Below are 25014 nucleotides of genomic sequence, written 5' to 3' on the forward strand. Positions count from 1 at the left end.
CGAGAGCAGACGCCGGTCTCGTCAGACCGCCTGAGGAAACCGTAGAAGACGATTGACGTGAAATAAATCACTTGATACAAATAATCACTTCAGAAATTTCTGATGTATCTGTTCTCGACTCTGCCGAGGTACCCGATGCGTAGCACACTTCCCGATCTGAAACTGCTTCGGATCTTCACCTCCGTGGTGCGCCATCAGGGCTTCGCGCCGGCACAGCAGGATCTAGGACTGTCCGCCTCGGCGATCAGCACCTACATGAGCCAACTCGAACGCCAACTCGGCATCGTCCTGTGCCACCGCGGTCGCAGCGGGTTCAGCCTGACCAGCAAGGGCGAGCTCTACCACCAGGAATGCGTCCGCATCCTCGGCGAGCTGGAGGGGTTCGAGCGGTATGCCACCGCACTCCAAGGCGAACTTCGGGGAACGATGACCGTCGGGGTACTGGATTCGACTGTCACGGATTCGACGCTCCCGCTCGCCGACGTCATCGGTGAATTCAGCCGAACACACCCCGGTGTCTATCTCGACCTCAAAATCCAAACTCCGCACGAGCTTCAGGTAGGCGTTCTCGACGACCGCATCGACGTGGCGATCGGAGCGTTCGCCTCGCCCATGAACGGCCTGACAGCGCAGGCTCTACACCGCGAGCAGCACTGGCTCTACTGCAGCGACAAACATCCGCTCTTCTCGAGCAAGCGGGTGCACCCGGACGTCATCACCCGTCAACGAATGGTCACCAGGGGTTATTGGAGCGAAGCCGAGTTGGCTCGCCAAGGATTCACCGAGAGATCGGCCACCGTCGAGAACATGGAGGCCCAACTCATTCTGATCCTCTCGGGCGGATACATCGGATATTTGCCCGAGCACTACGCCGGATATTGGGTCGACCAGCAACGATTGCGCCCACTCTTGCCCGCCTCCTTCGGATATCAGGCACCGTTCTCCCTGATCTATCGCCGCGGACGGGCACGCGAACCACTGGTCCTCGCTTTCCGTGAATTGGTCAGAACCAGCGTCGAAGATCAGTAGCGCAGCCACCTCCGATAGTCCTGACAACTCGCTTTCTGCACGTCGCCCACCGTTCGACTTGCGCGGCGTGGGAGGATAGACATATCGAGATCGGGACTTCGATGTGAGGGCCCGGATCGAGTTTGTAGGGAGTATCGGTATGGCACAGGGCATCGTGAAGTGGTTCAACGGCGAAAAGGGCTTTGGTTTCATCGCTCCCGACGACGGAACACCGGACGTGTTCGTTCATTACTCTGAAATCTCGGGCAACGGCTACAAGTCGCTCGACGAGAACCAGCGTGTGGAGTTCGAGGTTGGCCAGGGCCAGAAGGGTCCTCAGGCCACCAATGTGCGCGCTGTCTAATCAGTGACACAAGAAGAGGGCCGCACCCGCAAGGGTGCGGCCCTCTTCTGCATCAGATTCACCCCTGAATCACTGATCCTGAATGGCGGCCAGCGCTCCCACGATGTTGGACTCCGCAACCGATTTCAAGATTCCGAGGTCAGCCAGAACCCCTGATCCGTCTTCGAGTTCGAGCAGTGCCAGCAGGATGTGCTCGGTGCCGATGTAGTTGTGGCCCAGGCGAAGAGCCTCACGGAACGTCAGTTCCAAAACCTTGCGCGCACGAGCGTCGTACGGAATAAGTTCTGGTAGTTCGGAAGTCGGAGCCGGTAGTACACCGGCCACCGCGTCCCGAACGGAGCCAAGCTCCACCCCCTGCGCGACTATCGCCTTCGCAGCCAACCCGGCAGGCTCCTCGACAAGCCCCAGGAGCAGGTGCTCAGGCTGGATCTCTGCGTTGCCGGCAGCGCGGGCTTCGTTCTGCGAGGCCATGACGACGTTCTTCGCCCGGGGAGTGAACCGGTTGAACCCTTCGTTCGGATCCATCGGCTTCTGATCACTCGGCGTCTTGGGAACAAAACGCTTCTGCGCAGCCTGCTTCGAGACACCCATGCTCGCGCCGATCTCCGTCCACGACGCTCCCGACCTGCGCGCCTGGTCGACGAAGTGGCCGATCAGGTGATCGGCAACTTCACCGAGATGATCAGCGGCAATCACGGCGTCGGAGAGTTGGTCGAGAGCATCGGTGTGCACCTTCTTGATCGCGTCGATGAGGTCGTCGAGTCGAACCGTGTTGGTCATTTCCACTGGTTTGCTCATGCGTCAACCATAGGTTGACGCAATCGAAAGCGTCAACCCTAGGTTGACGATCGTTTTCGCCGCCCAGTGCTCAGCCGGAAAAGAATTCACGCAGAGCCGGGACAATAGCGTCGTCGGCGACGCCGTGGCCCTGACCGGGGATCTCCAGAGTCTTTGTCCCCGAGACTTGTGCGGCAATTCGCATTGCCGAAGCAGGCGCCCATTGACCACTGCCACCGCCGTACATGACCAACGTGGGGACGGTAATCGAGGCCAGCCAATCGAGCGACTCGCAGCCGTGATCACACACCGCGACGTCGTAAGGCAAGGTGTGCGCGATGGCGCACATGTCGGGCCAATCGGCACTCCGCTTGATCTCGTCGACCATCTCCGGAGACGCGCCGGTCAGATCCAGAAAACGCGTCACAGCACCTTCCCTGTCGCCGCCCGCAATCAATCGCTCCAGGTCACTTTGGGCAGTCTCGTCACGCTGGTCGTCGTCCATGTACGGCGCCTCGTAGACGGCGAGCTTACGCATCGGAACGGCCTGCGCAGCGGCCTCCAAAGCCAGCGCGGCACCCGACGACAATCCGTAAACGAGCGGTGTTTCACCGGTGGCAGCGACGACCGCCCGCAAGTCCTCCACCTCGGCGTCGATCGAGAACGCGCGACTGTCACCGCTGTCCCCGCGTCCGCGCCTGTCGTACGAGTACACCGTGAAGTCCGCCGCCAACTCTGCAGCCAGGGAATCGAACCATCCGCGGTCGCAGAACGCTCCGGCGACCAGGACCACTGCTGGTCCGGCACCGGAGCGTTCGTATGCGATGGTCGTACCGTCGCGGGATTGCACTACCGCTGGGGATTGCTCTGTTTGCACGTCGATCTCCTCAGGTCTGGTCAATGCCTACCTGATTAGACCGCCCGCGTTACCTAAACTCATCGGTCCGGTCGGCAGAGGCTTCAGCTGATCTTGTTGTACAGGGCATCCCAACCCTGTGCCACGTACGAAATCGTGTAGATCGAACCGTAGAACGTAGAGCCACCCAGACTGGTGACGTTGCCCGCCTGCACTGCCGGGAGTCGCTGCCACAGCTTGCTCGCCACCAATGCCTGGTACGCGGCACTGTCCTCGTTCTCGGTGATCATGAAGCCGTCGACGCCGGCCAGCACGTCGAGGCCTTCGAGGCTGACGCCGCCCTCGGGATCGAGCCCCTCCGAGGTGGCGGTTTTGCCACCGATGTCGCCGAGCGTCATGTCGCTGGGCTTGTCGCCCTTCTCGGAGGTACGGATGCTCGTGACGTACAGCGTGTTCGTGTCCGGCATGAACGAGACACTGGCGACGGTCTTGGACGCAATCTTCTCGGCATGACGACTGCGGATGTCGGAAATCAGATTGTCGTAGTCGAGCGTCAATCGATCGAGTGTGGCCGTTCGACCGAGCCAGCCCGACAACCGCGAGAGGTTTGTGCGCCAGTCGTCGGTGAACTCTGTCGTCAGAACCGGTGCGATGGTGGACATCTCGGCCACCGGCCACCACTCGCTCTCGTAGTTCAGGCACACGATCAGGTCGGGCTCGAGCGCCAAGATCTGCTCGCGGTTGGGGATCTCCGACAGGAACGGTACCGACGAATCGATAGGCACCCACGGTGTCGCCTGGGCGTACGTGTAGCCGACGAGCGGAAGTTCCAGAGCTACAGCAGGTTCGAGGTCGAGCCGAGAGTCGATCGCGACAACTCTCTTCGGATTGACAGGAATGTCGTACGTTCCGAGAGGTGTCGTCACGGAACGCATTTCGGTTTCGCCCGAACTGCTTCCGCTGTCACCGCACGCCGCCAGGAACGCGCCCAGTCCGGCGATTCCGGCGCCGAAGCCGAATTGCCGACGAGTGAGATCCGAGACGAGGCGGTTGTCGGAGTAACCCTCGGGAAGCAAGAGCGTGGATTGAGCGGGCATGCGTGTCGAACCTCCAAAAGAAATGAATCATCCACTGTTGCGAGCGGATAAGGATGCCCTAACAGCGTACGCAGGGAGGGTCGTCGCGATCGGCCCAGAAATAGTCGAATCAGGCCAATTCGCACCCCTTACTTGTCGAGTTTGCGCATCTCGACGAAGTAGACCGCACTGAACGCGAGGTAGGTGCCGACGATTCCGAGGACCGAGATGATCAGGACGAGGGCGAGAAACATAGCCATGATGGTCTCCACTGACACGGGTTGTTCACGATGTCGATCGAGAGAAAATGGCTTCGAACTGCGGCGCTGCGACTCGAAGCGGGGCCGAAACTTTCGGTTACACACACCACGCTAGCCCCAGGCGTCTCGAGTTTTGATGAACTCGAGGTGAACTCTCCTACGGCTACGTCACACTTTTCTGTCGGACGGTCAGTTCGGTCCGAGCACCTGTCCGGACCATTCGACCAAAGGCGTCAGTGCGCGCCACGCTGTGCGAACTTCCTTCAATGTCCTGGCGCTGTCTAGCCACGACGGGCTTGGGTAACTACGACCAGCGGTCAGCGACTTGTGACGCAGCAATTCGATCCGCGGGTGATCGACCGTGTATCCGCGAGGCGCCGTCTTGAGCTTGTCGCCGCCGATCGTGAATCCGGCCTTCTCGACGGAGGCCAGGATCTTCTCGAGCTCCGGCCCTCGAACGTCGTCGTCGACAGCCGCACGATAACGCGCGATGGTCTCCGAACTGCTGGCGTAGAAACCACCGGCCACCATCAACCCTGCCGCGTCGATCTGCACGTAGTAGCCACAGCTCTCGGCGAGACCGACGAACGCTCCCTGGTGCGTCTTGTACGGGATCTTGTCCTTCGAGAATCGAACGTCACGATACGGCCGAAAGAGCTTGGCCGTGCCGAATTCGTCCTCCAACGCCGCGGTCAACGACGCCATCGGACGACGAACCACTTCGTCGTACGTCTCCTTGTGCGCTGCCCACCAGGTCTTGCTGTTGTCGGCTTCCAGGTCTTCGTAGAAGTCGAGTGCAGCAACGGGTATGCCAGTGAACGCAGCCATGGCGTAAGCCTAGCTGCCTGTTCGGCTTTGGACCGTCTGCCCTGCACCGATGCCCGGATCGGCCCGAATCCGTAGACTGTATGGAGATGATTTCCGAAATACAAGCATGGGAACTGACCGATACCAACCGAGACTGGTTGATTCACCGACCCGTCGAGATCGCGATCTACGTGGCACTCGCAGTCGTTCTGCGCTTCGCACTGCACCGCGGGATCGATCGAATGTCGAAGCCTCGCAAGTCTCCGAACGCCAAGGTGAACGAGCGCAGATCGCAGCGAGCCCGGACCATCGGTTCGGTACTCAAATCGACGGTGTCCATCGTCATCCTGGTCTGGTGTGTGCTGCAGATTCTCGGCATCCTCGGGATCAACGTCGCGCCGTTCATCGCATCCGCCGGCGTCATCGGCCTTGCCATCGGTTTCGGTGCACAAAACCTGGTGCGTGACTTCCTCTCCGGCATCTTCATGTTGCTCGAGGATCAGTACGGTGTCGGCGACGTCGTCGATCTCGGCGACGCGGTCGGCACCGTCGAAACAGTGGGCCTGCGCGTCACCACGATTCGAGATGTCAACGGCACCTTGTGGTATTGCCGCAACGGCGAAATCCTGCGAGTGGGCAACATGAGTCAGGGTTACGCCACTGCAGTTCTCGATCTCCCGATCGCCCACAATGCGAACGTGCACAAAGCGTGTGAGGTGGCGACGCGAGCTGTCCTCGAGGCGGCAGAGTCCGAACCGATCAGGGCGGACATGATCGACAAGCCGGAGATGCTGGGAGTCAATTCGGTTACTGCCGAGGCAATTACCATTCGAGTGACGGCGCAGGTCAAGCCTGGGCGCCAATGGGCAGTCCAGCGCGCATTTGCGCGCTCGGCGCTGACTGCGTTCGAAGAGCAGGGAATCGAGGCACCTTACCTGCCTGTTCTGCGCTGACGGTTGAGACGGAATCGTCTACCCTTTCCATCAATTACGCGAGCCCCCGGCGCGGTCGATACCGCCGGGGGCTCGCTGGTGCCTGAAGCATGATTCAGACGGTGGAGGTCGAGACCTCCCGATCTGCCGATCTGTTGCCAAACGCCTTGTGCAGGAACATCGTCAGAGCAATGGCTACCACGATTCCGATCAGCGGTGGGATTCCCACCTCGAACTCACCGGAAAGCCAAGCGAGGAACGCTGCGACGGCATAGACGGCCAGGTTTCGCCAGTGGACCGGCTGCGGGGTGTATCCCTCGGGAATGCCTCGCCGCCACCGGCACAGGAAGTCAGCGATGATCACGCCGCCCAATGGCGGGATGAAAGTTCCGAGCAGACTCAGGTAGTCGACCAGATGGTTGTGCACACCGGTCAGAGCGAGCGCCGTGCCGATCACACATCCACCGATGACGAACGGGGTCTTGCGAGGCTTTCTGAACAGTTCGGCACCGGCCACTCCGAAGGCGTATGCGGTGTCTGCGTTGCTCTTCCAGAGGTTTCCGAACAGCAAGACCAGGCCCCAGCCGACAAGCCCGAGGTTGTAGAGGATCAACACGAAGTCACCCTCGTGGAACGTGATGGCTCCGATGGCGCCGAACAGGATCATCAATCCGTTTCCGAGGAGGAACCCGATAACGCAGGCCCACACCGCTTGTGATCCGGAGCGAGCAAATCTGGTCCAGTTGGGCGCTTGCGTTCCCGCCGATACAAACGTGCCGACGACAGTGGTGATTGCGAGCGCGATCGTCATGGTCGTCTGCGGTTGAACCGAGACCAGGCCGGAGAATCCACCGACCTCTTCGAGGGACCGGAACACGACCCAGCAGGCCAACGCCAGGATCAAGGGCGTCGAGACGAGCGAAACCCAGTACATTCCGCGGTAGCCGTAGCAGGCGGTGACGCACATCAAGATGCTCGCCGCGATCATCACCGACGCCCGCGCGAGATAGGACTCCCAGCCCAATGCCTGCGCGGTGAGATCACCGATCGTGCCGATGATGACTCCGTACCAGCCGATCTGAGTACCGCCCAGCAGGATCGAAGCGAGCTTGGACCCGCGAGTGCCGAAACTGTAGCGCGCCATCACAACTGTAGTCAGTCCGGTTCGGGCTCCGACGAACCCCATCATGGCGACGTAGACCCCCAAGATGGCGGATCCGGCGGCGATCACCACCATCAGTTTCCAGAACGAGAACGCGGTACCGAGCGCTGCTCCGGCCAACATCGTCGGCGTGAAGATGGTGAACCCCAACAACACGACTGCGAGCGAGAAGAACGGCTTTCGTGCATGAAGCGGAACCGGAGTGACGGGATAGTCTGGATCGATCGGGGGGCCTGCGCTCTCCGAATCGCCTGCGACCGTGGCAGGTTCGACGGCGCTGCTCATACAACTTCGCCGATGTCTTCGAGCCACAGGCTCGGGCGCTCGGCCAGCATGCGGTCCATCAGTGCCACACACTCCGCGTCGTCGACGACGTCGACCTGAATTCCGCTGCTGCGCAACCATTCCTCCGACGCCTCGAACGAACGATTTTCGCCGACCACGATTCGAGGGATCTCGTACAGGCGCGCAGTTCCGGCGCACATGAAGCACGGCGACAAAGTCGTGTAGAGGACACACTCGCGATACACCGAGGCCGGCAGTCGTCCGGCGCGCTCGATGCAGTCGGTCTCGCCATGACGGATGGCGCTGTTCATCTGGACCCGACGGTTACGTCCGACTGCGAGAACCTCGCCCCGGTGAATCAGCGCCGCGCCGATCGGCACGCCGCCCTCCTCCCAACCGATCTTCGCCTGTTCGATCGCAAGTCCGAGAAAATACTCATCGGTGTGTGCCGGATGATTCATGTGCGCTCCTGGAGTCTGACCAAAATCGTCGATTGTGGCTCGTGTCACAATCCGACCACGGTGGTAACAGCCCGACAAGGGACAACCTGTCAGTTCGGCAGAACTAGCTCTATGACGAAGTGCCCCCTCGGCGGACGATATAGAAATGCTCCCGACTCTGCGACAAGTTCTTGCGATGCCCTCGTTCAAGGCCGCCGCAATCGAGGTGCTCGCGGGCGACGTCGATACCGCGGTGGTCCGCTGGGTCCATTCGTCCGAGGTGTACGAGATGGGTGGGCTGCTGTCCGGAGGTGAGGTCCTTCTGACCACGGGCCTCGGTCTGCACGGGCGATCTCCCGAGCAGCTCACCGCCTACATCGACCAATTGGCGGACGCGGGATGCGTCGCACTCGCGATGGAAGTCGGGCGCTCGTTCCTCACGGCCCCTCCCGAACTCGTCGAAGCTTCGCGCCGACGGGGACTCGCGTTCTTGGCCCTGCACGCAGTAGTGCCCTTCGAGCGGATGGTCGAAGACTTTCACGACCTCATGCTCCGCCGCACTCTCGGTTCGGCGCAAGCGGGCGAGCCTGTCTGGCAAGAACTTCTGAGTCTCGTGGTTGCAGGCCAGGGCATGACCGCGCTGCTCGACAAGGTGTCACGACTCGCGGGGTGCGGCGTCGATCTGCTCGACGCGGATGGCAGAACCGTCGAGCGCAGCACAACCGGCGCAGAGCGATCCGAGACCGAACGCACTATCCACGACGTACGCGGCCCGACGAACTCACTCGGTCGACTTGTCCTGTGCGGGCCGGCAACCACACGCCGAACCGCCGTCGCAAACTGCGCCGCCGTCGCGGTAGCTCTGGAACTCGGCCGTCACGGCGATCTCGGCCCAAGACAGTCACTCGCCCAATCGGTGATCACCGACGTGGTGGGCGGTGTGCTCACATCGCACGGCGACTTGTCCGAGCGACTGACAGCCGCCGGGTGGACGCCGTTGTCGGAGGGGCACCACGTCCTCGTCGCCGCTGTCGACATCGATCGGCAAACGCCGGTTCGAGAGCTCGCTGACCAAGTACGCGACGCCGTACGGGCCGTGCTCGGCTCCTGTGTCGTCGGGACTGCGGCCAATCACGTCATCGTGCTCGCGCATGGGTGGGCGTCCGCATCCCCCGCTCGAGTGCGGACTGCGTTCACCGAAGCCGACGAGCTGCTACGCCGCGGGCCGGGCGGTTCCGCGGTACGCACGCTCGGAGTGGCGACGCCGGTCGAGGATCTGTCGGGCGTCGGTGCGGCGGTCGCGCAAGCTCGCGAAGTCGTCCAGATCGCACGGCGTTTCGGCACCCGGACCGGAGTGATCCTCGCCAGGGACGTCGGCGTCCAACGACTGCTCGCCGCCGGCACGACGCCCGCTTCCTTGTCCTCGTTCGTCACGGAGCAACTCGGTTCGCTGATCGCTTACGACACAGCACATTCCGCCGACCTCGTCCGAACGCTCGACGCGTACCTCGCACATCGGGGCGGCAAGGCGAGAACCGCGGATTTCCTCGGCATTCGGCGTCAGTCGCTTTATGCACGGCTCACGCGTATCGAGAAGCTGATGGGTGTTTCCCTCGACGATCCGGCACAGGTGGTCTGCCTCGGGCTTGCGCTGACCGCATGGCGCATGCGCACCGGCCTTGATCCACAAGCAGCGTTCGAGCGTCTCCCCGGGTGAGCGACAACCTCTGCGATGATGAACGAATGACCGGAGCAGCGGAGTTGATGATCGAGATCCCTGCCGGCGAGGTGCACCTTCGGGACGACCGCAAAGGTACTTCGTGGACCTCGAAAGTCGAATCCTTCCGCCTCGCAAGCCATCTCACCACCAGGGCGCTGCTTCACGGAGATTCGTCGGACGATTCGAGCAAACCAGCGGTCGACCTTTCATGGAAGGACGCCATCGCAACCTGCAACACACTTTCGGCCGCGGACGGTCTGACACCCGCATATCGAGACGTCGACACCGATTCTCCGCAGTGGGACCGGGGCGCAACTGGCTACCGGCTCGCCACCGAGGCCGAGTGGCAGTACGCATGCAAGGCTGGCACCTCCGGCTACCGCTACGGCGAGATCGACGAGATTGCCTGGTACAGCGACAATTCAGAGGGTAGAGCGCATCCCGTCGGAACCAAGACACCCAACAACTGGGGCCTGTACGACATGATCGGCAATGTCTGGGAATGGTGCTGGGATCTCTACGACCCCGAGGTTTACGGCACGTACCGGATCTTCCGCGGCGGCAGTTGGGCCGAAAGTGAGCGCGGTTGCGGCGCTACCGTAAGGAGGCGAAGCCACCCGACGTTTGCTATCGACGACTTGGGATTTCGCCTAGCTCAGACGATCTGAGGGCAGACGGCCGAGGACTTCGAGCACAGCCTCGATCTCTTCTCGACTGCGAAGCCTAACTATCGGCAACGACGGCACATCGACAAGAACCGTGGCCATTCGCTCCTCGTTGCGTCCGTCGGTTCGCCAGGCCCAGCGCACCACGTGATCCGGATCGAACAGAATGGTATGCAGCGGCGGCTCCATGTTGCGATTCCACAACACCTCTCGCTGCAATCGCCGACGCACGGTTCGTGTGATCACCTGGCGCATCACCGTCCGCCGAGGCAGATCCAACCACAGCATCAGGTCCGCACGCTCGGCCAGAAGCTCACGCACCGCACCGCACCGTACTGCCACTCGGTCACCCAGGCCGGCTCGCTGGAAAAGCGTCGTACTTCGGTTTCGAAACTGTCGAGCGGAATCCAGTCGGGCCCGTGGAACAGCGAGTCCAGCTCAGTGTGTTCGATCTCGAGAAGCCGCCCGATTCGACCGGCGAGAGTCGTCTTTCCGGCACCGGAAGTCCCCGCGACAAGGATCTTCTGCGGACGAATCGTCAGCGCGGCGGGGTCTACGAAAGGCACCGATACACCCAGGCCTTACACTTCGCAGTCCACCCATTCGATGTAACCGGTACCGTTGATCGACGCACCGTCGAAGCTTCCCCGGTAGGTGTACGCGCCGACGTATCCCTTGCCGTGACCGTAGCGCCACTCCGAGTCGATCTCCGCCTCGAACTCCACGACCGTCCTACCGTAATCGCGCACCTGCCAACGCAGTACGCGCGGCACACGCATCTCGCGACCCTGTGGGTCGACGTGCAATGCGTCGGCGTACTCGAGCACGTCGAACTCGACGTCGTCGAAGACCTTCGCACTACCGTCGACAGTCCGAATGTAGGCGAGCTTGCACGCCGAAACCCCTGACGCTCGAACATCGGTGAGCAACAACTGATGCCGGTCGTCCAGTTGAACGATCTGGTAGGTGAAAAAGTCGGCCGGGAGCTTCCACGACTCGGGAAGCGCGCGGCGAGTCAACGATTGCGGTGTCATGCACCGCGCGTACTCGACGGTGCACGGAGCCGAAATACTCATCGGTCCATCCGGACTCGCAATTGTTCCGGAGCACTGTGCCAGCAGACTGACGTGGTCGTAGACGGGATTACGCACGAACCACGACGCTTGGTCCGTTGCCACGATCTCGAGATCGACGTCGAATGAGTCGTATCGCCCGGTGACTCGGAAGTTCGGATAGCTGTTCTCGATGATCAGGTTGTCACCGAAGGCGATTCGCGAACCATCTTCTTCGAATGCACACTCATCGGCAGCGTCGTACGCCCGGTAGAAGTGATGGCCCGGCGCTGCGGTGGAACTCAGCACGGTTGCGGTGTTTCGCGCGTCTGGTGCAGCGAGATAGTCGTTGTCGAACACCACCGTCCCGGTTGCACCGATCAACGTCATGGTGTTGAGGTAACGGAGAGGCCCTGGCAGCCGGGGAACGAAGATCCCGTAGTGCGTCCACGCGAACTTCCGCGAAGCCAGGTGCGGACGCATCATGTCGGGCCGATCGAACGGGCGTACCGATTCCGCCATTCGCTTGTCGATCAGCGGTAGCGCGGCGTCCAGCAAGGCCCGAACCGCGGGTCGCCACAATCGGCGCGAGCGGGTGGCGGGAACAGGGTCGGAACGATCAACGGTTTGTCCGGTCACGCCCCTAAGTTAATGTAACCAGACGTAACAAACAAGTGTCGAATTTTCCTCGACGACCTCACACCCTGAACACCCGCGCCCTGCGCACGCGGCGAATAGCATGTGAGAATCCGCGTACCGGAACCGGTCGCAGAGAGGGCGCAACAATGCAGCACGAAGAGTCGTCGTTCACCGGAGTGGCCGGCACCAAGATCGTCTACGACGTGTGGACACCGGACCGCGAACCCACCGGGGTTCTCGTCCTGTGCCACGGACTCGGCGAACATGCGAGGCGCTACGACCACGTGGCTGCGCGACTCGGGGAACTCGGGCTCATCGTGTACGCACCCGACCATCGCGGGCACGGACGCTCTGGCGGCAAGCGCGTTCACCTCAAGGAATTCTCCGACTTCACCGACGACGTCCACACGTTGTTCTCGATCGTGACGGCGGCACATCCCGGCAAGGACAAGTTCCTGCTCGGGCACAGCATGGGCGGCGCGATCGCCCTTTCCTACGCCCTCGACCATCAGGCCGATCTCAAAGCCCTCGCCCTGTCCGGACCTGCGGTGATCATCGCAACCGGCACTCCGAAGATCGTGATGCAGTTGGGCAAGATCGTCGGCAAATACCTCCCGGACGTGCCCGTCGAGAACCTGGAAGCTGCTGCCGTATCGCGTGATCAGAAGGTCGTCGACAAGTACAACGCCGACCCGCTGGTTCACCACGGCAAGGTTCCCGCCGGCATCGCGCGCGGCATGATCACCGCCGCGGAAGGCTTCCCGGCGCGGCTGCCCTCGCTCACCATTCCCGTACTGCTTCAACACGGCTCGGACGACCGTTTGACGGACCCGGCCGGCAGCAAGCTCGTCGCAGATCTGGCCGGCTCTTCGGATGTCACCTTGAAGGTGTACGACGGCCTGTACCACGAGATCTTCAACGAGCCTGAGCAGGAAGAAGTTCTGAACGATCTGATCGAGTGGCTGCGTCCGCGGGTCACCGGAGCATAGTCATGTCTACGTGCGGGATCCTGCTGGCGGCCGGGGCCGGATCCCGCATGGGCAAACCCAAAGCGCTCGTCACAAACACCGAGGGTCAGTCTTGGCTCCACCACGGGGTGACGACACTGCAGTCCGCAGGCCTCTCACCGGTCATCGTGGTCCTCGGCGCGCAGGCAGAGGACGCCCTCGAACTACTGCGCACCACCGATGTCATTGTGGTGATATCGGATTGGCAACACGGAATGAGCGCGTCACTGCGCTGCGGACTCGAGGCCGCCATGCGAATCGACGACGCAGATGCGGCAGCGATCTCTCTGGTCGACGTCCCGGACCTCAACGCCGACACCGTGACGCGGATCGTGGGTCACAGCTCCCCATCACGAAACATACTGCGAAGAGCTGTCTTTCACGGCCGTCCCGGCCATCCCGTCCTGATCGGACGCGACCACTGGCCGACGCTTGCAAAGTCACTCACCGGGGACGGCGGCGCCAACACCTACCTACGCGAACACGGGGTCGAGTTGGTGGAGTGCAGCGACCTCAGCAGCGGCGTCGACGTCGACTATCCCGAAGCCTGATCGCACGTCACAATCCTCCCAGGTGGTGGGTGTCCGTATTCGGTGTAAAGATGGCCCGATGAAACGTACCGTCGCCGCCCTGCTCGACATCGAGATCGACGAGGCGACCAACCTGGAGTTCAAGATCGCGGTGACGCGCGCGCCGGGTGTCGAACTGCTGGAAACGATGTCGTTCGTCCATGACGGCAATCCGCTCGAACCCCGCGAGATCACCGCCGAACACGGTACCCGGATCCACCTACTCGACTGTGCCCCAGGCAAACTGATTGTCAGCTACGACGCAACCGTCATCGGCCGCGCAGAACCGTTGTCGGTCAGCGACTACGACGTGTCGAAATATCTGCGCCCCAGCCGGTATGCCGAGGCCGACAAGTTCTTCGGTTTTGTCGCCGGGCAATTCGATCTCGCCACTCCCCCGGCCGAACTCCTCCTCGAAGTCACTCGCTGGGTGAGTACACATTTGAGTTATGTTCCCGGCACCAGTCGCGGCACCGACAGTGCGGTAGACACCTTGCTCGCCGGCGCCGGAGTGTGCCGCGACTACTCGCACCTGACCATCTCACTGCTGCGCGCCGTGGGGATTCCCGCTCGACTGGTGGCCGTCTACGCGCCGGGCTGCGATCCGATGGATTTTCACGCCGTAGTCGAAGCCAATATCGACCACGTCTGGCGCGTGGTCGATGCAACGCAGTTGGCGCCGCGCAGCAATCTTGTGCGCATCTCGACCGGCCGAGATGCCGCAGACACAGCCTTCCTCGACAATCACGGCGGATCGATCACGTTGCATGCCTCGGAAGTTCGCGCAGTCGTCGACGGCGTTCTCGACAACGACGACTACGCAACACTCACATCGATCGGCTGAAAAGCAGCGTCAGGCGCTGATCTGGTTCTGCGAGGCCATCGTTCGCTCGAGGAACTTGATCGTGAGATCGACGATCGCCTTACCCTCCCGAAGAGCTTTCCCGATCACCGGGAAAGCATGGATCTGCCCACTCCAGATGTGCGTTTCGACGGCTTGTCCTGCCTTGATCAAGTTTTCGGTCATGATCTCGACGTCCGGACGCATCAGTTCGTATTCGGCGGACACCAGGAACGACGGCGGAATCAGACTGGCGTCGGCGTTGATCGGCGACTGCGCACCAGGAATCTCGTCCGGCCCCTCGAGCCACCGGTCCTTGAGCTTTTCCACCTGTGACATCGGTAGGTAGGCATCACGTTTCATGAAATCGGGATCATGGTCCTCGAGGTTCACGTTGAGAAGAGGGGAATATCCCACCACGGCAGCGGGCCGCGTGATTCCGCGCAGTGCGGCAATTTCGGCGACCTTCATGGCCAGGTATCCGCCCGCCGAGTCACCGGCAACCACAATCTTGTTCGGGTCTTCGGCTGTCTCGAGCAACGCGGTGTACGCGGCCATTGCGTCCTTGACGGAGGTGCCGATGGAACCTTCCGGCAGCTGGCGGTAGCGCACGGAGATCACCGGTACTCCGGCCTTCGCAGAGAGCAAACCGCACAGTGCCCGGTGCGTTGCCAGACCGCAGAAGACGAATCCCCCTCCATGGAAGTAGAGGATCGTGGCGCCGGCCAACTCGCCCTGCGCTTTGCGTGGATGCTGCACCTTCTCGCTGGGCACACCACCCAGCGTGAAAGGCTCGATATCGAGGTTCTTCGGCTTCGGCAGTTTGTCCGCCATCGCGTCGAGTCGCTCGAGTTGGCGGATACCACGTTCGGTGGTCGGCCAGAGGGTGAACATCGGCTTCACGAACGTCCTGGTCAGGCAGAAGGTGACCCGCGCTCGCGGACTCACGTTCCAATGCCATACCGTCGAATCTCGCGTCCGCATAGCGTCCTCCCAGGTCAAGCCGTTTTGTGCATTTGAGTTACACATACTTGTCGGCTGCTGATGTGAACGATAACTGACGCTGCGTCAAAATGACACGACGGGTATGGATCAATTGCTCGAGCGTGTGCAAGTTCTGGTCGCGATCACGGCCGGGAGAGATATGCGCACAGTCCGCGGTGCCCTCCACGCATCATCGCTTCATGATTCCACTCGAACAGCGGCTTCGCGACCTTCGCGGCCAGACCAAGCGCTCCGGACACCGCTACCTGTTGCCGAAATTCGGCTGTGCAACCAGATCCAGCGGGGCGCACCGCCCAGCTACTCCACCCTGTCATTGCGCCGGTGAGACGCACTTTCAGAAAGCGGTCAACTGAGTCTTCCACCTCGCGTCGCCCGAAGACCAGCAGCGTCAGAGGGACAGCGCTGCGGATGGACATGGAGCCTGAATGCTCGTCGATCGTCCCGACTCGGCGTATCTGAGGCCACCACTGCGAATACTGTTCGGCATCCGCGAGAACCTCGTAGACGCGGTCAGCAGAGGCAGGAAGCGTCCAGACGCTGTGGAAGTCGAAGTCGGTCACGGCGTCCGAGCTAGCCGGTACGCACGGTGAGATCGCCGAACAACGAATATGCGACGACACGAATAACCGGTGCACCTGGGCCGGGATCCTGTCGACCCCCGTCGAATTCCCGATCTCCGAAAAGGTCGAAGCCACCCAACTCGACTGAAACACCCTCCGGAACCCGCAGCCTCGTGTCCCCGAAGATCGACACGATGGTGATCGTCGAGGAGGACGCTGTGATGGTTGCCGATCGCAGATCGAACTTGACGTCCCCGAACAACAGCAGAGCGAGTGTCTTTTTCGCCAAAGACCAACGGCCGGAGCGCTTCGTGTCACCGAAGACACCGACGATCGTTGCTTGCGGCGGCGACACCACAGCAGGTGGTGCCGCACTGAACGGCACGATCTGCTCGAGCTGCCCTCGATCTGCGGTGGGCGACCACACCACTGCCGCCTTGTCCGAGTACTCCTCGAGGGTCAAACGCCCCTCACCCACCGCGACTTCCAGACGCGCTTGGGCATCGACACGCAATTGATCGACGTCGTGGCCTTCTTCAGCAGCAGTCACCCAAGCACCGTAACCCGAACCTCGGGTGCTTACACGCCGGGCTTGCTCAGTATTCGAATGTCTCCACGCGTCGCAGGATCTCCTCCGCGATCTTGGCGGGACTCCCGCCCACGTCGACGACGATGGCCTGTTCGTCCGGGTCGACGGCCTCGAGTGTCGAGATCTGGGAGTCGAGCAGCGAGGCGGGCATGTAGTGATCGAGGCGAGCGGTCAATCGCTGGCCGATCTGATCCCGCGAACCGGCGAGGTGCACGAACACGACGTGCTCACCGCGAAGCACGTCGCGGTAGCTGCGCTTGAGTGCCGAACACGTGACGATGCCCGGCTGACCGGCGTCGGTATGGCTCTTGATCCAGACGGCGATCTTGTCGAGCCAGGGCCAGCGGTCTTGGTCGTTCAACGGATGCCCGGTCGCCATCTTGTCGATGTTCGCCTGCGGGTGGAGATCGTCGCCTTCTTGAAGGTCCCAACCCATCGCTCCGGCGAGCATGCCGCCGACCGTCGACTTTCCCGAACCCGAGACACCCATCAGGACGAGCACGGGATACTGCTTCTGCTGTGCCGCTTCGCTGTTCATGTGCTCGCCTACCTAGATGAATGCGCTCAACACGAGCACTCCGGCCAGGCCCGATACCGAGATGATGCATTCCATCACGGTCCAGGTCTTGAGGTTCTGTACCACGCTGACGCCCAGATACTCCTTCACCAACCAGAATCCGGCGTCGTTGACGTGCGAGAGGAAGAGCGAGCCCGCACCGATCGCCAAGACCATCAGCGAGACATGTGCGGACGAGAGGTCTGCCGCAACCGGAGCGAGGATGCCCGACGCCGTCACCGTTGCCACCGTTGCCGAACCCGTTGCGACGCGGATCAATACCGCTACCAGCCAGGCCAGGAACAGCACGGGGAGGCTGCTGCCCTTGATCGCGTCGGCGATCACTCCGGCGATACCGGTGTCGATCAGGACCTGCTTGAAACCACCACCGGCGCCGACGATCAACAAGATGCCTGCGATGGGAGGTAGGGAACTCTCGAGTGACTTCGAGATGGCCTTGCGGTCCATTCCGCCGCCGCGACCCAGCAGCACCATACCGACCAGAACCGCGAGACCCAAAGCCACAACGGGTGTTCCGAGGAAGTCGAGGACGGACTTGGGGAGTGCCTCGGAATCGGGTGCGATCACGTCTGCAAATGCCTTGCCCAGCATGAGAACAACCGGCAGGAGGATCGCTGCGAGGGTAGCCGCGAACGAGGGACGCTGCTTCTTCTCTTCCTCGCCTCGATCTTCGCCTGTGACAAAAAGATCCGGGACCTTCACGTCGACCCACCGCGCGGCGTACTTACTGAAGACCGGTCCGGCGAGAACAACCGTGGGGATCGCGACGAGGACACCGAGAGCGAGGGTGAGGCCGAGGTTTGCGTTCAAAGCCGAGACGGCAACCAGTGGCCCGGGGTGCGGCGGAACCAAACCGTGCATGGCCGAGAGGCCGGCGAGGGTGGGGATCGCGATGCGCATCAGGGACAAGCCGGAACGCCGCGCGACGAGGATGATGACCGGCATCAACAGGACGAGACCGATTTCGAAGAACATCGGCAGACCGATCACTGCGCCGACCAGAGCCATGGTCCACGGAAGCGCCTTGGTGCTGGAACGGCCGACCAGCGTGTCGACCACTCGGTCGGCACCGCCGGAATCGGCGAGGAGTTTGCCGAACATCGCGCCGAAACCGATCAGGATTCCAACGCTTCCCATTGTCGACCCGAAGCCTGTCGCGAATGCCGCGACCGACTCGGCCGATCCGAGGCCGGCCGCCAGACCGACGCCCACCGCGCCGATGGACAGCGCGAGGAAGGGATGCAGGTCCAGCCAGGTGATCAACGCGATGATGACCGCGACGCCGGCGACTGCAGCGATGATCAATCGTGCGTCGCTACCAGCGGGGACGACCTCGGCCGCCAGCAATGCTGTGGTGTTCATAGGGACTCCCAGTCCGATGAGTGATTGAGGTCACTGTTCCTTAATTAACCTACAATTTCAAGAGCAGACACTAATTTGTAGTATTTATTCGGCTTCCACCGGGCTTACTCCATACGCATGGGACGATCTACGTATGCCTTCTGTCCCGTTTCAGCAGTTACACGACTCGATGCTGGAACAGCTCGGCCAAGACATAGTCGGTGGTGTGCTCGCTCCGGGAACCACGATCTCCGCCGACGAGGTGGCAACGCGATACGACGTGTCGCGAACCGTCATCCGCGAAGTTGTCCGCGTTCTCGAATCCCTCGGACTCGCCTCGGTTCGTCGACGCGTCGGAATCACCATCCTGGGCTCCGAACACTGGAACTCGCTCGACCCCAACGTCATCCGCTGGCAACTGGCCGGTCCTGATCGGTTCGAGCAACTTTCGATCCTCAGTGAACTCCGTTCCGGCATCGAACCTCTGGCTGCGCGACTCGCCGCAACTCGCGCCACACCTGAGCAGTGCGGCGCTCTCACTGCAGCCGTCATCGGCATGTCAGCTACCTCTCGCGCTGCCGATACCGGCGCCTATCTCGGCCATGACTCCGACTTCCACCGCACCCTGCTCGCCGCCTCCGGTAACCCGATGCTGCGGGCGATGTCGCAGATCGTCGTCGAGATACTCGAAGGCCGCACCCGCCACTCGTTGATGCCCCACGAGGCCGACCCCGAAGCGATTCACCTGCACGGAGTGGTCGCATCTGCTATTCAGGCCGGGGACGCCGACGCCGCGGAAGCCGCCATGCGCTCGATCGTCGCGGAATCCGCAGAAGCGGTCGAAACAATGCGCGAAAGCCCCGAACCGCCGCCTCATCTGTAAGTCGAGCCACAGACTCGGCGGAATTGGCCCGCAACTGCTCCGCAAGTGGAACGCTTGGCGCCATGACAGCACTCGCTACCCAGAACAGCGCACTCTGATGGCCCGCCCGGTACGCGTCGTCGTCCTCGGTGCCGGATCGTGGGGAACCACGGTGGCCGGCCTCGCCGCCCGCAACACCCCGACCCTGTTGTGGGCACGCAATTCCGAAGCAGCCGACGAGATCAATTCGCAACGGACCAACTCCAAATACCTTGGTGAGCGCAAACTTCCCAAGGGGCTCAAGGCAACCTCGGATCTGGTCGAAGCCGCCCGCGAGGCGGATGTACTCGTATGCGGGGTGCCATCGCACGCCGTTCGCTCCACCCTCGCCGAGATCGCCAACGAGGTTCGGGCGTGGGTCCCGGTGTTGTCACTGTCCAAGGGTCTCGAGCCCGGCACCCGGCAGCGCCCCACCGAAGTGATCGCCGAGTGCCTGCCCGGCCATCCCGTCGGACTGCTCGCGGGCCCCAACATCGCTAAAGAAATCGTCGACGGCATGGCCGCGGCATCGGTCGTGGCCACCCAGGACGATCGTGTCGCCGCCGCGCTGCAACCCCTGTTCGCATCGTCGGTCTTCCGCGTCTACCGCAACACCGACGTACTCGGCTGTGAACTCGGCGGCATCCTCAAGAACATCGTTGCCATCGCCTCGGGCATGGCCGACGGTCTGGGAGTCGGTGACAACACTCGTGCGATGGTGCTCGCACGCGGCCTCGCCGAGATGACTCGACTCGGTGAAGCGATGGGCGCCAACCCGCGCACCTTTGCCGGCTTGACGGGCGTCGGCGATCTGATTGCCACCTGCATGGCTCCGACTTCTCGCAATCGTCGCGTCGGCGAAGCTCTGGCGCAGGGATTGACCGTCGAGGAGGCGGTAGCCAAGCTCGGCCAGGTTGCCGAGGGCGTCAAGACTGCCCCCACCGTCATGGATCTGGCCCGTGAATACGGTGTCGACATGCCGATTGCCGCGGAGGTCGAGGCCGTCATCGGCGGTCGCCAAAGTGCCAGCGACGCATATCGCGGACTTCAGAAGGTTGCCCCGGGCGGCGAGCACGAGGTGGCGTGAGGAAGATCTACAGGTATCTAGCGATTTGGCTAGATACCTGTAGATCGCCCGAGATCACGGAATTGGCGCGTCGACGAAGATGTCGATCGCCAACGGTGACCGACCGCCGTACTGCGAGAAATCCGAGATCCCCGCCTCGCGCAAGATCTCGACGTCGAGCACTGTACGACCGGTATCCGTGCCGGCGGGACGCCCGAGAATCTCGACAGCCGCATCGGCCATGATCTCGGGTGAACGCGAGTGCTCGATACTGTCGTCTCCCCCGAGCAGGTTTCCGACAGCGGCCGTGGCGATCATGGTCTCCGGCCACAGGCAATTACTCGAAATCGGTGCACCTGAATACTCTGCGGCGATGCCCAAGGCCGCCAATGTCATTCCGTATTTGGCCAACATGTAGCCCGGATGAGCACCCAACCAGTGCGGCGAAAAGTTGAGCGGTGGCGACAGCGTCAATACGTGCGCATTGGCCGAAACCCGAAGGTACGGAAGGCACGCGCGGGTGAGCGCGAAGGTGCCACGGACGTTGACCTGCTGCATCAGATCGAATCGCTTCATCGCGAGATCTTCGGTTTTCGAGATGTCGAGGACGCTCGCGTTGTTGACCACGATGTCGATGCCACCGAAGTGCTCTACCGCTGCAGCCACGGCCCGCGCGATGTCGTCGTCGTTCCTCACGTCGCCGACGACCGGAACGGCATGACCCTCGAGCTCGTTCAACTCGTCCACAGCCGTGTGGACAGTTCCGGGCAGCCTGGGATCCGGCGTATCGGTCTTGGCGAGCAACACGATGTTTCCGCCGCGGCGCGCTATCGCACGGGCGATGGCAAGTCCGATGCCACGGCTTCCCCCGGACATGATCGCGGTTCGTCCGCGGAAGTTCTTGTCGTCCAAAACGAATCCTTGTCATCGTCGACGGTCTTCGTCGTTGCGGGTGTGGCCGCGTGAAGTCCCCACACGACCACTCGTCGACTTCCACGATATGAGCGCCTTCATGCGATGACTACGTCCGCAGAGCATCAACAATCGTTGGTCCGTTGTCCTGACGGGACAACGGATCAATCCGGTCAGCCACCCACCGGGCGCAGAATCCACCATCCGCCGAGCACGAGCACCGCGACGTTCACGAGCAGGAACAACCCGACCCAGACGATCGCGGGTATCGGTGAGAGCCTGGCCAATTGGTCGGCGTCCGAGTCCGGTGCCCCGCCTCGTCGCATTCGCTGCCGTTGAAGTTCCACGACCGGGCGTGGTCCGGCAAAGAGAAGGAAGAGCGTCAGGAAGTACGCTGCGGCCACTTGCTGCTCCTGGGTCCCCCACCAGACGAGCCCGAACAACACGGCTCCCACCACGGCAAGTGAGAAGACTCCGTAGAGGTTTCGGATCAGGACCATCATCACCGCGATGACGAATACGCCGATCCACAGCACCGAGACCGCACGCTGCGCGCCCAACAACCCGGCCGCGCCGAGTCCGAGAATCGACGGTCCGACGTACCCCGCGAACGTCATCAGAATGACGCCGAAGCCGGTCGGTTTGCCCGACGAAATCGCGACACCCGACGTATCCGAATGCAGGCGAAGACCTTTCAACCTTCGACCGACCAGGACTGCGACGATCAGGTGAGCACCCTCGTGTGCGATGGTGACAACGTTGCGGGCGATCCGCCACAGGTGTGGTTCGAGAACGATGATCACGGCGATCAACGCGGCCAGTTGAACCACCCACGCCGGCGGATTGGGACTGAGCGCCGCCACCCGATCCCACGCGGTTTCGAGCGCGTTCACTCCGCTTGTCCGCGCAGGTATCGGCCGAAGTGCGGGACCGTGAATCCGATGGATCCACGTTCTGCCGAATAGATCAGCCCCTTCTTGATCAGTCCATCGCGTGCCGGCGACAGGGAAGCCGGTTTGCGCCCCAACTCGACGGCGATCTTCGCGGTTGCGACGGGCCCGTCGTCACCGGCGAGATCGGCCATGGCGCGCATGTACTCACGCTCCGCGGGCGTTGCTCGCTCGTACCGCGATCCGAAGAAACCGACAGCGAGTTCTTCCTCCGCCGTCGGCGCGCCGACGCGCACGTCTTCTGCCGTGATCGGACTCGACGCCGCCACATCCCACGTGGCTTTTCCGTAGGCCTGAACGAAGTACGGGTACCCGTCAGCCGCTTCGTACAGAGCGTCGAGCGCGGATTCGGTGAACTCGACCTCCTCACGCTCGGCAGGTGCGATCAGTGCCTGATCTGCAGCTTCACGCTCGAGACGGTCGATCCGGTGGTAGCTGAACAGGCGCTCCGAGTAGCTTTTCGACGCCGACAGCACAGCAGGCAGATGCGGAAGCCCCGCCCCGACGACGATCAGCGGTGCCGCGTCCTGACTCAACTCGTGGCAGGCCCCGCAGATCGCCGAGACATCCGCTGCTCCGAGGTCCTGCATCTCGTCGATGAAGATGGCGATCCCGACGCCGACATCCCTGGCCAGCGACGACGCGTCGAGCAGCAACTCGACCAGGTCGATCTCGATGTCGCCGCTGTCTGCCCGGCCTTTGATCGCGGGTGCGTCGATGCCTGGTTGCCAGCGCTCCCGCATTCCCTTGTCCGCAGTGGCGCGTAGGGCAAACGATTTGAGGACTCCGAGGAACTGCTCGACCCGCTCCGGATCGCGATGGGAGACCGCGATCTCGCGGACCGCCATGTGGAGTGCTGACGAGAGTGGGCGTCGTAAATCCTGGTCGGGGCGCGCCTCGATCTTGCCTGTCCCCCAGCTCCGGGAGATCGCGGCCGAACGCAACTGATTGAGCAGGACGGTCTTGCCGACGCCACGCAAGCCGGTGAGGACAACACTTCGTTCCGGGCGGCCACGCGCAATTCGCTCGAGAACGACGTCGAAGGCGTCGATCTGCTTGTCGCGCCCAGCGAGTTCCGGCGGGCGTTGACCGGCACCGGGGGCATACGGATTGCGCACGGGGTCCATGCCCATCGACGGTACAAGCAGGGTAGACGAATATCCCGCTCTCTAGCGCGTGTCCTAGAGAGAACTAGTAACTGCTATTGCACCCCGTGAACCTCGTACTATCGCCGTATGCAATGGCTTCGGGCGGGGATCGGAATCATCGCGGGGGGCGCGCTATGGGTCATGTCGTTGCTCGCGTCCACACCAGACACGCTTTGCCAGGACGACTATCCCGCCCCCGACTCGCCTGGTCCGGGATACTTTTCAGCTGTGTGGAAGGCACATCGTCTTCCGCTGCCTGTGCCAGCAGCCAGATGCACGACACATCTAGTCGATGTGGACTCCACGGCTACCTCGGTCGTCGTGGACTGGCCGATGGCCAGTTTGGGGGTTCTCGGCATTACCCTCGTGGTGGTCTCGTTGCTAACCCTAAAACGCCCTACCGAAAACTGAGCGCCCAGCATCCCGTCTACCTGTTCGAGCCCGACCGCTAGATGAAGTCCCCGGCCACGTGGGCCCCAATTGCTCCGGCCAGAATGATCGCAGGATGCGCCGCGGCCAGATAGAGCCCCGACACGTCTTCGGCGAAGCCCAGCAGTGGCCGGCCACCGCGTGGAATGGGACGGTCAGCGACTACCGCCTCGATCAGTTCCACGTGTTCACCGCCCACGAGCTGACTGCGGACCGCCTGCAGGGTCGGCTCGGCAAGCTCATGAGTGTCTCCGGAGAACCCGAACGGAACATCCTCAGCCGCAATCAGTGTCGTGTCGTCCAATTGCCTGATCTCGAAGTCCGGGGTGGAGAGGATTCCGCTCACCAATCGGTGCGGCGTCGAGAATCTGATGAGGCAACACGGTGAGGCGCCGACCGCGACGTCGACTCCCGCCGACGCCGCGAGGCCGGGGATAGCAGTGCCCGCGGAAAGGATTGTGGTCGATCCGTAGACGGGACCGTCGGCAGTCACTACTCCGCACACTCTCTTGCCTTCCGTGTACATCGAGAGCGCACTGACATCGGAATGCACTGTGGCACCGTATGCTTCGGCACCCCGCAGGAGCGATCGAGCGAACGCAACCGGGTCAACTCCACCATCGTCAGGCGCATATGCCGCTACCGCGGGCGCTGTGCGCAATCCCGGCTCACGAGCAAAGACCTCATCTTCACCGATGAGTTCGACTGGATGACCGAGTGCGCGATGCGCGTCGACGAACTTTCGAGTCTCCGCTTCCGTCGTCTCCCACGTGATCGCGCCTCTGCGGCGCAGACCGAATGGCTCGACGAGTTCGCGCTCCAGTCGGTCGAGCTCGAGTGCGGCGCCATGTCGGAACGGATCGGAGTAGGTTTCTGCTGCACTCTTCGAGAGGCCGACCCAGGCAAACGAGTTGCCGGTCACCCCTCCCGCCACCGAGCCCCGCTCGAGCACGGTGACTCGGAGACCAACGCGCGCCAGGTGATACGCGATCGACGCGCCGACGACACCGGCACCAATCACCAGGATCGGGCTGTCGTTTCGACCATTCGGATGCGTCACCAGTGGACCATATCTG

General features: G+C 62.3%; 26 protein-coding genes and 1 pseudogene. 10 read left to right on the forward strand and 17 right to left on the reverse strand.

What is annotated here, in order from left to right; translation table 11 throughout:
* Window positions 1-135: 135 nt before the first annotated feature.
* Together ACBG85_RS25145 and ACBG85_RS25150 are read left to right on the forward strand one after the other, a co-directional pair.
* Window positions 136-1029, forward strand: a complete 894-nt coding sequence (locus ACBG85_RS25145; protein WP_003939834.1) for a LysR family transcriptional regulator — start codon at window positions 136-138, stop codon at window positions 1027-1029.
* A gap of 139 nt (window positions 1030-1168) precedes the next feature.
* A complete protein-coding gene (locus tag ACBG85_RS25150; RefSeq protein ID WP_003939930.1) occupies window positions 1169-1372 on the forward strand; it encodes a cold-shock protein in 204 nt (67 codons plus the stop codon).
* A gap of 69 nt (window positions 1373-1441) precedes the next feature.
* Here the strand turns inward: ACBG85_RS25150 and ACBG85_RS25155 are convergent, their stop codons facing one another.
* The 4 genes from ACBG85_RS25155 to ACBG85_RS25170 all read right to left on the reverse strand — a co-directional run bounded on the left by ACBG85_RS25155 (window position 1442) and on the right by ACBG85_RS25170 (window position 5169).
* Window positions 1442-2170 carry a Clp protease N-terminal domain-containing protein gene (locus tag ACBG85_RS25155; protein WP_372025270.1) on the reverse strand — a complete coding sequence of 243 codons (729 nt, stop codon included), beginning with the start codon at window positions 2168-2170 and terminating at the stop codon, window positions 1442-1444.
* Between the two features lie 70 nt (window positions 2171-2240).
* Window positions 2241-3026: an alpha/beta fold hydrolase gene (locus ACBG85_RS25160; RefSeq protein ID WP_063315723.1), complete on the reverse strand. Its 786-nt coding sequence runs from the start codon at window positions 3024-3026 to the stop codon at window positions 2241-2243.
* 83 nt (window positions 3027-3109) lie between these two features.
* Window positions 3110-4102 carry an ABC transporter substrate-binding protein gene (locus ACBG85_RS25165; protein WP_007729992.1) on the reverse strand — a complete coding sequence of 331 codons (993 nt, stop codon included), beginning with the start codon at window positions 4100-4102 and terminating at the stop codon, window positions 3110-3112.
* A gap of 428 nt (window positions 4103-4530) precedes the next feature.
* On the reverse strand, window positions 4531-5169 hold the full coding sequence (locus tag ACBG85_RS25170) for a DUF2461 domain-containing protein (protein WP_003939783.1): 639 nt from the start codon (window positions 5167-5169) through the stop codon (window positions 4531-4533).
* 86 nt (window positions 5170-5255) lie between these two features.
* On the opposite strand from ACBG85_RS25170, the gene ACBG85_RS25175 reads away from it, so the two are divergent.
* Window positions 5256-6101, forward strand: a complete 846-nt coding sequence (locus tag ACBG85_RS25175) for a mechanosensitive ion channel family protein (protein ID WP_003939801.1) — start codon at window positions 5256-5258, stop codon at window positions 6099-6101.
* A gap of 94 nt (window positions 6102-6195) precedes the next feature.
* Here ACBG85_RS25175 and codB read toward each other — a convergent pair whose 3' ends face one another.
* Together codB and ACBG85_RS25185 are read right to left on the reverse strand one after the other, a co-directional pair.
* Window positions 6196-7527 carry a cytosine permease gene (gene codB / locus ACBG85_RS25180; RefSeq protein ID WP_063315722.1) on the reverse strand — a complete coding sequence of 444 codons (1332 nt, stop codon included), beginning with the start codon at window positions 7525-7527 and terminating at the stop codon, window positions 6196-6198.
* Complete coding sequence (locus ACBG85_RS25185; RefSeq protein WP_003940577.1) at window positions 7524-7988, reverse strand: nucleoside deaminase; 465 nt, start codon at window positions 7986-7988, stop codon at window positions 7524-7526. The genes codB and ACBG85_RS25185 overlap by 4 nt, the downstream gene beginning before the upstream one ends.
* Window positions 7989-8163: 175 nt before the next feature.
* On the opposite strand from ACBG85_RS25185, the gene ACBG85_RS25190 reads away from it, so the two are divergent.
* Window positions 8164-9684 carry a PucR family transcriptional regulator gene (locus ACBG85_RS25190; protein WP_223257826.1) on the forward strand — a complete coding sequence of 507 codons (1521 nt, stop codon included), beginning with the start codon at window positions 8164-8166 and terminating at the stop codon, window positions 9682-9684.
* 26 nt (window positions 9685-9710) lie between these two features.
* A complete protein-coding gene (locus tag ACBG85_RS25195) occupies window positions 9711-10355 on the forward strand; it encodes an SUMF1/EgtB/PvdO family nonheme iron enzyme (RefSeq protein WP_063316032.1) in 645 nt (214 codons plus the stop codon).
* Here ACBG85_RS25195 and ACBG85_RS25200 read toward each other — a convergent pair.
* Window positions 10338-10918, reverse strand: a pseudogene (locus ACBG85_RS25200) (AAA family ATPase). The gene ACBG85_RS25195 and the pseudogene ACBG85_RS25200 overlap by 18 nt on opposite strands.
* Window positions 10919-10933: 15 nt before the next feature.
* Window positions 10934-12043 carry a DUF6670 family protein gene (locus ACBG85_RS25205; protein WP_063315721.1) on the reverse strand — a complete coding sequence of 370 codons (1110 nt, stop codon included), beginning with the start codon at window positions 12041-12043 and terminating at the stop codon, window positions 10934-10936.
* Window positions 12044-12189: 146 nt separating this feature from the next.
* Between ACBG85_RS25205 and ACBG85_RS25210 the strand changes: the two genes are divergently transcribed.
* Genes ACBG85_RS25210 through ACBG85_RS25220 form a run of 3 tightly spaced genes read left to right on the forward strand, consistent with a single transcriptional unit; the run spans window position 12190 to window position 14463 of the window.
* Complete coding sequence (locus ACBG85_RS25210; RefSeq protein ID WP_019745522.1) at window positions 12190-13032, forward strand: alpha/beta hydrolase; 843 nt, start codon at window positions 12190-12192, stop codon at window positions 13030-13032.
* Between the two features lie 2 nt (window positions 13033-13034).
* The gene (locus ACBG85_RS25215; protein WP_054188431.1) at window positions 13035-13601 is read left to right on the forward strand and encodes an NTP transferase domain-containing protein; all 567 of its coding nucleotides are present in this window, start codon (window positions 13035-13037) and stop codon (window positions 13599-13601) included.
* A 58-nt stretch (window positions 13602-13659) separates the two neighbouring features.
* Window positions 13660-14463, forward strand: a complete 804-nt coding sequence (locus ACBG85_RS25220; protein WP_007729981.1) for a transglutaminase family protein — start codon at window positions 13660-13662, stop codon at window positions 14461-14463.
* Between the two features lie 9 nt (window positions 14464-14472).
* On the opposite strand, the gene ACBG85_RS25225 is transcribed toward ACBG85_RS25220, so the two are convergent.
* The 5 genes from ACBG85_RS25225 to ACBG85_RS25245 form a co-directional block, all read right to left on the reverse strand.
* Window positions 14473-15444, reverse strand: coding sequence for an alpha/beta hydrolase (locus tag ACBG85_RS25225; RefSeq protein ID WP_063315720.1), 972 nt, complete (start codon window positions 15442-15444; stop codon window positions 14473-14475).
* Window positions 15445-15587: 143 nt separating this feature from the next.
* Window positions 15588-16025 carry an SRPBCC family protein gene (locus tag ACBG85_RS25230; RefSeq protein WP_058226630.1) on the reverse strand — a complete coding sequence of 146 codons (438 nt, stop codon included), beginning with the start codon at window positions 16023-16025 and terminating at the stop codon, window positions 15588-15590.
* Between the two features lie 10 nt (window positions 16026-16035).
* Window positions 16036-16575 carry a LiaF domain-containing protein gene (locus ACBG85_RS25235; RefSeq protein WP_030536533.1) on the reverse strand — a complete coding sequence of 180 codons (540 nt, stop codon included), beginning with the start codon at window positions 16573-16575 and terminating at the stop codon, window positions 16036-16038.
* A 46-nt stretch (window positions 16576-16621) separates the two neighbouring features.
* Window positions 16622-17152, reverse strand: a complete 531-nt coding sequence (locus ACBG85_RS25240) for a gluconokinase (protein WP_007729978.1) — start codon at window positions 17150-17152, stop codon at window positions 16622-16624.
* A gap of 12 nt (window positions 17153-17164) precedes the next feature.
* Window positions 17165-18553 carry a GntP family permease gene (locus tag ACBG85_RS25245; protein WP_003939838.1) on the reverse strand — a complete coding sequence of 463 codons (1389 nt, stop codon included), beginning with the start codon at window positions 18551-18553 and terminating at the stop codon, window positions 17165-17167.
* 133 nt (window positions 18554-18686) lie between these two features.
* Between ACBG85_RS25245 and ACBG85_RS25250 the strand changes: the two genes are divergently transcribed.
* Together ACBG85_RS25250 and ACBG85_RS25255 are read left to right on the forward strand one after the other, a co-directional pair.
* Window positions 18687-19415, forward strand: coding sequence for a FadR/GntR family transcriptional regulator (locus ACBG85_RS25250; protein ID WP_030536531.1), 729 nt, complete (start codon window positions 18687-18689; stop codon window positions 19413-19415).
* A gap of 97 nt (window positions 19416-19512) precedes the next feature.
* A complete protein-coding gene (locus tag ACBG85_RS25255; protein WP_003940093.1) occupies window positions 19513-20520 on the forward strand; it encodes an NAD(P)H-dependent glycerol-3-phosphate dehydrogenase in 1008 nt (335 codons plus the stop codon).
* Between the two features lie 54 nt (window positions 20521-20574).
* Here ACBG85_RS25255 and ACBG85_RS25260 read toward each other — a convergent pair whose 3' ends face one another.
* The 4 genes from ACBG85_RS25260 to ACBG85_RS25275 all read right to left on the reverse strand — a co-directional run bounded on the left by ACBG85_RS25260 (window position 20575) and on the right by ACBG85_RS25275 (window position 24998).
* Window positions 20575-21411 (reverse strand): NAD(P)-dependent oxidoreductase, encoded by an 837-nt coding sequence (locus ACBG85_RS25260; protein WP_058226632.1) that lies wholly within the window; start codon window positions 21409-21411, stop codon window positions 20575-20577.
* Window positions 21412-21584: 173 nt separating this feature from the next.
* Complete coding sequence (locus tag ACBG85_RS25265; protein WP_003940327.1) at window positions 21585-22304, reverse strand: M50 family metallopeptidase; 720 nt, start codon at window positions 22302-22304, stop codon at window positions 21585-21587.
* The gene (locus ACBG85_RS25270) at window positions 22301-23488 is read right to left on the reverse strand and encodes an ATP-binding protein (RefSeq protein WP_042924931.1); all 1188 of its coding nucleotides are present in this window, start codon (window positions 23486-23488) and stop codon (window positions 22301-22303) included. Before ACBG85_RS25270 ends, ACBG85_RS25265 begins: the two co-directional genes overlap by 4 nt.
* A 469-nt stretch (window positions 23489-23957) precedes the next feature.
* Complete coding sequence (locus tag ACBG85_RS25275) at window positions 23958-24998, reverse strand: NAD(P)/FAD-dependent oxidoreductase (protein WP_372025278.1); 1041 nt, start codon at window positions 24996-24998, stop codon at window positions 23958-23960.
* Window positions 24999-25014 lie beyond the last annotated feature (16 nt).

Source organism: Rhodococcus sp. NyZ502, assembly GCF_041464245.1.
Lineage (GTDB): Bacteria > Actinomycetota > Actinomycetes > Mycobacteriales > Mycobacteriaceae > Rhodococcus_F > Rhodococcus_F qingshengii.